Below are 8009 nucleotides of genomic sequence, written 5' to 3'. Positions count from 1 at the left end.
GGCGCGGTCATCCGGCGGATGCGCATCCGGGCGCCGGCCTCGTCGATCAGGTCGATCGCCTTGTCCGGCAGGAAGCGGTCGGAGATGTACCGGTCAGCCAACGTCGCGGCAGCCACCAGAGCCGCATCGGTGATGCTCACCCGGTGGTGCGCCTCGTAACGGTCCCGCAGACCCTTGAGGATCTCGATGGTGTGGGCCAGCGAGGGCTCACCCACCTGGATCGGCTGGAAGCGGCGCTCGAGCGCGGCGTCCTTCTCCAGGTGCTTGCGGTACTCGTCCAGGGTCGTCGCACCGATGGTCTGCAGCTCGCCGCGGGCCAGCATCGGCTTGAGGATGCTCGCGGCGTCGATCGCGCCCTCGGCGGCACCCGCACCCACCAGGGTGTGGATCTCGTCGATGAACAGAATGATGTCACCGCGGGTGCGGATCTCCTTGAGGACCTTCTTGAGACGCTCCTCGAAATCACCCCGGTAACGGGAACCGGCGACCAGGGCACCGAGGTCGAGGGTGTAGAGCTGCTTGTCCTTCAGCGTCTCCGGCACCTCACCCTTGATGATCTTCTGGGACAGCCCCTCCACCACGGCGGTCTTACCGACACCAGGCTCACCGATCAGGACCGGGTTGTTCTTCGTCCGGCGGGACAGCACCTGCATGACCCGCTCGATTTCCTTCTCCCGCCCGATGACCGGGTCGAGCTTGCCCTCGCGGGCGGCCTGGGTCAGGTTCCGGCCGAACTGGTCCAGCACGAGGCTGGTCGACGGCGCGGCCTCACCCGGCGCGGTACCCGCCGCGGCCGGCTCCTTGCCCTGGTAACCGGAGAGCAGCTGGATCACCTGCTGACGGACCCGGTTCAGGTCGGCGCCGAGCTTCACCAGGACCTGGGCGGCGACGCCCTCACCCTCACGGATCAGACCCAGCAGGATGTGCTCCGTGCCGATGTAGTTGTGCCCAAGCTGCAACGCCTCACGCAGCGACAGCTCCAACACCTTCTTGGCCCGCGGCGTGAACGGAATATGCCCGCTCGGCGCCTGCTGACCCTGACCAATGATCTCCTCAACCTGCTGCCGCACGCCCTCCAGAGAGATACCGAGGCTCTCCAGGGCCTTTGCCGCGACACCCTCACCCTCATGGATCAGGCCCAGCAGGATGTGCTCCGTACCGATGTAGTTGTGGTTGAGCATCCGGGCCTCTTCCTGGGCCAGGACGACAACCCGTCGCGCTCGGTCGGTGAACCGCTCGAACATGCCCTCGTGCTCCTCACGTGCCGTGCGCCTTGATGGTCTAGATCTTGGCGGGGCCGGTGCGCGGACGTCCGGGACGGGCGTCCGTGCCTACTTACTCTATCGCCGCAGACCGACTCCGCTGAGGTCGTGTGTCCCCGCCGGGGGCCGCGTACGCGTCGTTTTACTCAACCGTCCGCGCTCAGGGGGTGTTCCGCGACCCCCGCCTGTACGCGCAGAGCGAAATTCAGGCACCGGCCGGACCGCGTCCGCAGGCCGGTGCCGGCACCGGCGCGGCCCCGAACCCGGGCCGCCCGGGAGTCGTCCACAGGCTGTGGACAAGTTCTCCACCGGCTGTGGACAACCTCCGTCAGGGCGAAATTCTTCCCGGTCCCGGCGCACCCGTGGGCGGATACGGCGACGCCGGCCCGGAGTCGTGCTCCGGCCCGGCGTCTGTCGCCCGTCGGCGGTCGGGTCAGTGACCGGCCTTGGAGTGGTACTCGTCGACGATCTCCTGCGGGATCCGGCCCCGGTCGGAGATGTCCTTGCCGGCCTTCTTGGCCCAGGCCCGGATCGCCTTGTTCTGCTCCCGGTCGGCGGTGGCGCCGCCCCGGCCGCGTGCGGCCCGGCCGCCCACGACGACACCGCCCCGGCCCACCTTGGTCCCGTGGGCGATGTAGGGAGCGAATACGTCACGCAATTTCTCGGCGTTCGAGCTCGACAGGTCGATCTCGTACTGAACGCCGTCGAGCGCGAACTTGACGGTCTCGTCAGCGTCCCCGCCGTCCAGGTCATCGACCAGCTTATGAATGATCTGCTTGGCCACGTCCCACATTCCTTTCGAGCAGGGTGCTCCTGCAAACTTGAGAGCACAATAACCCGTGCGACGCTTGTCGCGTCAATAGGATGCGGTAACGACCCGGTGCGAGTACGCGACTACTCCGGCCGCACCAGGGGGAAGAGGATGGTTTCCCGAATTCCCAGGCCCGTCAGCGCCATCAAGAGCCGGTCGATTCCCATTCCCATACCCCCGGCCGGCGGCATTCCGTACTCCATCGCCCGGAGAAAGTCCTCGTCCAGCCGCATCGCCTCGTCGTCGCCGCAGGCCGCGAGCTGCGCCTGGGCCAGCAGCCGCTCGCGCTGCACCACCGGATCCACCAGCTCCGAGTACGCCGTCCCCAGCTCGAAACCGAGCACGTAGAGGTCCCACTTCTCGGCCAGCCCCGGCTCGCTGCGGTGCGCCCGGGTGAGCGGGCTGGTCTCCTCCGGGTAGTCGCGGACGAAGGTGGGTGCCTGGAGGCCGGGGACGACCAGTTCCTCGAACAGCTCCTCGGCCAGCTTGCCCGGCCCCCACTTCGGGTCGACCGCCAATCCGACCTTGTCGGCGTACTCGACGAGGCGGGCGTGCTCGGTGCGTACCGTGACCTCCTCGCCGAGCGCCTCGGAAAGCACCCCGAAGAGGGTCACCGAGCGCCACTCGCCGCCCAGATCGAACTCCCGGCCGTCGGCGTGGGTCACCACGGTCGAGCCGGCGACCGCGATCGCCGCCTGCTGCACGAGATTGCGGGTCAGCTCCGCCATCGTGTCGTAGTCGCCGTACGCCTGGTATGCCTCGAGCATCGCGAACTCCGGGGAGTGCGAGGAGTCGATGCCCTCATTGCGGAAGTTGCGGTTGATCTCGAAGACCCGGTCGACGCCGCCGACGACGGCCCGCTTGAGAAACAGTTCCGGCGCGATTCGCAGATACAGGTCGGTGCTCAGCGCATTGCTGTGGGTCACGAATGGCCGGGCCGCCGCGCCGCCGTGCAGCAACTGCAGCATCGGGGTCTCCACCTCGATGAAGTCCCGGTCGTGCAGCGAGTCGCGCAGGCTGCGGACGGTCGCGGCCCGGGTGCGCACCATCTGGCGCGCCTGCGGCCGGACGACCAGGTCGACGTAGCGCTGCCGGACCCGCGCCTCCTCGCTCAGCGGCTTGTGCGCCACCGGCAGCGGGCGCAGCGCCTTCGCCGTGACCGCCCACTCGTCGGCCAACACGGACAGCTCACCCCGGCGGCTGGTGATCACCTCGCCGGTCACCCCGACGTGGTCGCCGAGGTCGACGAGGCGCTTCCAGTCGTCCAGCCGCTCGGCGCCGACCCGGTCCAGCGAGAGCATCGCCTGCAACTCTGTGCCGTCGCCGTCCCTGAGGGTGGCGAAGCAGAGCTTGCCGGTGTTGCGTACGAAGATCACCCGGCCGGTGACCGAGGCGCGGTCGCCGGTGGCGGTGTCGGTGGGCAGCTCGGCGTACTTCTCGCGGATCTCGGCCAGCGTGCTGGTCCGGGGAAATCCGACCGGGTACGGCTCGACGCCCTCGGCGAGCATCCGGTCCCGCTTCTCCCGGCGGACCTTCATCTGCTCGGGAAGGTCGTCGGCGGGGTCGACTGGCACGGGAGTCTGCTCGGTCACGGCACGCTTCCTCAGAAGGAGATTTCGGGCGGGGTCAGGCCCCGAGCGTACTCAAGGCGCCAGGGAGGCGTTACGGGATAACCTGCCCGCCATGACCGACCCCACTCACGCCCTGTCGTTCGGTGCGGCGGCGGGCGATTACGACCGGTTCCGGCCCCGCTATCCGGAGGAGGCGGTGCGCTGGGCGCTCGACGGGCTGGGCGCGCCCGCCCGCGTCGTCGACCTGGGCGCCGGGACCGGCATCCTCACCCGCGGGGTGCTCGCCCTCGGACACGAGGTGGTGCCCGTCGAGCCGGACCCCGGGATGCGGGCCCGCCTGGACGCCGTCACCCCGGGCACCACGGCCGTGGCGGGCAGCGCCGAGTCGGTGCCGCTGCCGGACGGCGCGGCCGACGCGGTGCTGGCGGGGCAGGCGTACCACTGGTTCGACCGGGAGCGGGCGCACGCCGAGATCGCCCGGCTGCTCCGGCCCGGTGGCGTCCTCGCGCCGATCTGGAACCTGCGGGACGAGCGGACCGGCTGGGTGGCGGAGCTGACGAAGATCGCCCGAATGGGCGGCAGCGCCGACGACCTGGCCAGCCGGGTCGGCGACTTCGGACCGGCGTTCGCGCCGGCCGAGCAGGCCGTTTTCGCGCACCGCACCACGCTCACCCCGGACGAGCTGGTCGGGATGGTCCGGACCCGCTCGTACTACCTGACGGCCGACCCGGAACGGCGGCGGGACCTCGACCGGGAACTGCGCGACCTGCTGGACACCCACCCCGACCTGGCCGGGCGGGAGCGCTTCGACCTGCCGTACCGCACCCTCGTCTGCCGCGCCCGGCGGCGCTGAGGCCGGCGGCGGCGCCCGGCCCCGGCGGCGGCCCGGGACCGGGGCCGGCGGGGTCAGACGTTGCGGTCGTAGACCATCCGCAGGCCGATCAGGGTGATCATCGGCTCGTGGTGGGTGATCGTGCGGCACTCGTTGATCACCAGGCCGGCGAGCCCGCCGGTGGCGATGACGGCCCGCACCTCGCCCAGCTCCTCGGTCATCCGCTCGACGATCCGGTCGACCTGGCCGGCGAAGCCGAAGTAGAGGCCGGACTGGAGGCACTCGACGGTGTTCTTGCCGATCACCGAGCGGGGCCGGGTGGCCTCCACCTTGCGCAGCTGGGCGGCTCGGGCGGCGAGCGCGTCGAAGGAGATCTCGATGCCCGGCGCGAAGGCGCCGCCGAGGAACTCGCCCCGGTCGCTGATCACGTCGAAGTTGGTGGTGGTGCCGAAGTCCACCACGATCGACGGCCCGCCGTAGAGGGTGTACGCGGCCAGGGTGTTCACCACCCGGTCGGCGCCCACCTCCTTCGGGTTGTCGATGGCGAGCTGCACACCGGTGCGCACCCCGGGCTCGACGATCACGCTCGGCAGGTCGGCGTAGTAGCGGGACAGCATGGTGCGCAGCGAGCGCAGCGCGGCCGGCACGGTGGAGCAGGCCGCCACCCCGGTGATCTCGACCGCGTCCCCGGCGAGCAGGCCCCGGAACTTCAGGCCCAGCTCGTCCGCCGTCGACCGCGCATCGGTCTTGATCCGCCAGGAGTGCACCAGCTTGTCGCCGTCGAAGGTCGCCAGCACGGTGTTGGTGTTTCCGATGTCGATGCAGAGCAGCACGCACGAAGCCTAGACAACGACCGGCCGCCGGTTCACTCGGTGCGCAGGTCCATGGCGATGTCGAGGATCGGCGAGGAGTGGGTCAGCGCGCCCACCGACAGGAAGTCGACGCCGGTCGCCGCGTACCGCGCCGCGACGTCGAGGGTCAGCCCGCCGGTCGCCTCCAGCTCCGCCCGGTCCCCCACGGCGGCAACCACCTCGGTGAGCATCTCCGGGGTCATGTTGTCCAGCAGCAGGAACTCCGCTCCGGCCTCGACGGCCTCCACCGCCTCGGCCACCGTGTCCACCTCGACCTGCACCGGCACGTCCGGGAACGTCTCCCGGACCCGACGGAAGGCCGCCGTGATCCCGCCCGCCGCCAGCTTGTGGTTGTCCTTGATCATGGCGACGTCGTGCAGGCCCATCCGCTTGTTCGTGCCGCCGCCGGCGCGGACCGCGTACTTCTCCAGGGCGCGCAGGCCCGGGGTGGTCTTGCGGGTGTCCAGCACCATCGCCTTGGTGCCGGCCAGCGCGTCCGCCCAGGCCCGGGTGTGGGTGGCCACCCCGGACATCCGGCAGAGCAGGTTGAGCGCCGTCCGCTCGGCGGTGAGCAGCAGCCGGGTCGGGCCGGTCACCGTGGCCAGCACGTCGCCGCGCGCCACCCGCGCGCCGTCGTGGGCCACCAGCGACACCTCGACCGTACGGCCGGCACCGGTCACCTCGCCGACCAACTCGAACACGGCCGCCGCCACGGCCAACCCGGCCACCACGCCGTCGGCGCGGGCCACCAGGTCGGCCGTGTCGGTCTGCCCTGCGGGGATGGTGGCGACGCTCGTGACGTCGAGGAAGTCGGGCCCCAGGTCCTCGGCGAGCGCGTTCCCGATCACCCGCCGCACCTGCGCCGGGTCCAGGCCGGCGTCCCGCAACGCCCGCTCCGTCGACTCCGTCATCGATTCCCCTCCCACTGAGACGTCATCCGGCCCTGCGCCCCGACCGCGCCGACGAGGTGGCCGAGCCACCGCTCGTCGGCCGTCGGGAAGTCCTCCCGCCAGTGGCAGCCCCGGGTCTCCCGGCGGGCGTACGCGGCGGCGACCAGCGCCGACGCCACGGTGATCAGGTTCGTCGCCTCCCAGTCGGCCGTCCGGGGCCGGCCCCGGCCCGCGCCGAGCCCGGTCAGCGCGTCGGCGGTCCCCGCGAGGGTCTGCGCCGAGCGGAGCACGCCCGCGCCCCGGGTCATCGCCCGTTGCATGGTCGGCGTCACCTCGGCCGGCACCACCCAGCCCTCGCCGCCGACCCAGGCGCCGGTCGACGCCGGCTGGGCCTGCTCCGGCAGCCCGACAGCGACGTCCTCGGCGATCCGCCGGGAGAACACCAGCCCCTCCAGCAGGGAGTTGCTGGCCAGCCGGTTCGCGCCGTGCACGCCCGTGCAGGCGACCTCGCCGCAGGCGTACAGGCCGGGGATGGAGGTGCGACCGCGCAGGTCGGTGCGGACGCCGCCGGAGGCGTAGTGGGCGGCCGGGGCCACCGGGATCAGGTCGGCCGCCGGGTCGACCCCGATGGCCAGGCAGGACGCGACGATGGTCGGGAAGCGCCGGGCCAGGAAGTCGCCGCCCAGGTGCCGGGCGTCGAGGAAGACGTGGTCCGCGCCGGTGGCCAGCAGCACCCGGTGGATGCCCTTGGCCACCACGTCCCGGGGCGCCAGCTCGGCCAGCTCGTGCTGCCCGACCATGAACCGCTTGCCGTCGCCGTCGACCAGGTGGGCGCCCTCGCCGCGCAGGGCCTCGGAGACGAGCGGCTGCTGGGCGTGCCCGGCGCCCGGCGCACCCGCACCGGCCGGGGTGATCAGCGCGGTCGGGTGGAACTGGACGAACTCCACGTCGGTGACCGCCGCGCCGGCGCGCATCGCCAGCGCCACCCCGTCCCCGGTCGAGACGGCCGGGTTGGTGGTGGCCGCGTAGATCTGGCCCATCCCGCCGGTGGCCAGGACGACCGCCCGGGCCAGGATGGCGCCCACCCCGTCCTCGCTGCCCTCGCCGAGCACGTGCAGGGTGATGCCGCAGGCCGCGCCGAGCCCGCCCGGGCCGTCCCCGGGCGCGCGCAGCAGGTCCAGCACCAGGGCGTGCTCGACCAGCCGGATCCACGGGTCGCGGCGGACGGCGGCGTGCAGGGCCCGCTGGACCTCGGCCCCGGTGGCGTCGCCGCCGGCGTGCACGATCCGGTCCGCCCGGTGCCCGCCCTCGCGGGTGAGCATCAGCGAGCCGTCCGGGTTGCGGTCGAACTCCGCTCCGATCCGCATCAGCTCGCGCAGCCGGGTCGGGCCCTCCTCGACCAGCACCCGCACCGCCGCCGGGTCGCAGAGCCCGACGCCGGCGATCTCCGTGTCGGAGGCGTGCGCGGCCGAGGTGTCGTGCGGATCGAGCACGGCGGCGATGCCGCCCTGCGCCCAGCGGGTCGAACCCTCGTCGATGTTGACCTTCGTGACCACGGTGACGTGCAGGCCCGCCTCCCGCAGGTGCAGCGCGGCGGTGAGCCCCGCCACCCCGGAGCCGACCACGATCACGTCGGTGGTCTCCACCCAGCCGGGCGCGGGGGCGGCCAGCAGTCGGGGCAGCGCCGGCAGGTCCACGGTCGGAAGGTCCATGCCCACAGTCAACCCGAAGGTCCCTCGCGGGGGGCGGCGGGGGCGGGACGAGTGGTTTGGGCCATCGCGTCCGGTGGCCG

7 protein-coding genes are annotated in these 8009 nt (G+C 72.1%); 1 reads left to right on the top strand and 6 read right to left on the bottom strand.

Annotation, left to right across the window (positions count from 1 at the left end):
* The 3 genes from ACGFZ2_RS26890 to lysS form a co-directional block, all read right to left on the bottom strand.
* Positions 1 to 1244 (bottom strand): Clp protease N-terminal domain-containing protein (locus ACGFZ2_RS26890; RefSeq protein WP_393457043.1); only part of this gene is annotated, 1244 nt, incomplete at its 3' end.
* A gap of 451 nt (positions 1245 to 1695) precedes the next feature.
* A complete protein-coding gene (locus tag ACGFZ2_RS26885) occupies positions 1696 to 2046 on the bottom strand; it encodes an Lsr2 family protein (RefSeq protein ID WP_342672168.1) in 351 nt (116 codons plus the stop codon).
* A gap of 110 nt (positions 2047 to 2156) precedes the next feature.
* Positions 2157 to 3665 (bottom strand): lysine--tRNA ligase, encoded by a 1509-nt coding sequence (lysS, locus tag ACGFZ2_RS26880; RefSeq protein WP_393458080.1) that lies wholly within the window; start codon positions 3663 to 3665, stop codon positions 2157 to 2159.
* Between the two features lie 91 nt (positions 3666 to 3756).
* Here lysS and ACGFZ2_RS26875 point away from each other — a divergent pair, with 91 nt between their 5' ends.
* Entirely contained in the window at positions 3757 to 4497 is a 741-nt protein-coding gene (locus ACGFZ2_RS26875) for a class I SAM-dependent methyltransferase (RefSeq protein ID WP_393458077.1), read from the top strand.
* A gap of 53 nt (positions 4498 to 4550) precedes the next feature.
* Here ACGFZ2_RS26875 and ACGFZ2_RS26870 read toward each other — a convergent pair whose 3' ends face one another.
* From ACGFZ2_RS26870 to ACGFZ2_RS26860, 3 genes are read right to left on the bottom strand one after another with little or no spacing between them, the layout of a single operon-like run.
* A complete protein-coding gene (locus tag ACGFZ2_RS26870) occupies positions 4551 to 5309 on the bottom strand; it encodes a type III pantothenate kinase (RefSeq protein ID WP_350709398.1) in 759 nt (252 codons plus the stop codon).
* A gap of 32 nt (positions 5310 to 5341) precedes the next feature.
* On the bottom strand, positions 5342 to 6238 hold the full coding sequence (nadC, locus tag ACGFZ2_RS26865) for a carboxylating nicotinate-nucleotide diphosphorylase (protein WP_393458074.1): 897 nt from the start codon (positions 6236 to 6238) through the stop codon (positions 5342 to 5344).
* Positions 6235 to 7929 carry an L-aspartate oxidase gene (locus ACGFZ2_RS26860; protein ID WP_393458071.1) on the bottom strand — a complete coding sequence of 565 codons (1695 nt, stop codon included), beginning with the start codon at positions 7927 to 7929 and terminating at the stop codon, positions 6235 to 6237. Before ACGFZ2_RS26860 ends, nadC begins: the two co-directional genes overlap by 4 nt.
* Positions 7930 to 8009: the final 80 nt, after the last annotated feature.

This window comes from Micromonospora sp. NPDC048063, assembly GCF_043202855.1.
Classification (GTDB): domain Bacteria; phylum Actinomycetota; class Actinomycetes; order Mycobacteriales; family Micromonosporaceae; genus Micromonospora.
Note: the sequence above shows the minus strand (reverse complement) of the source record. Positions and strands in the feature narration are given on the sequence as shown.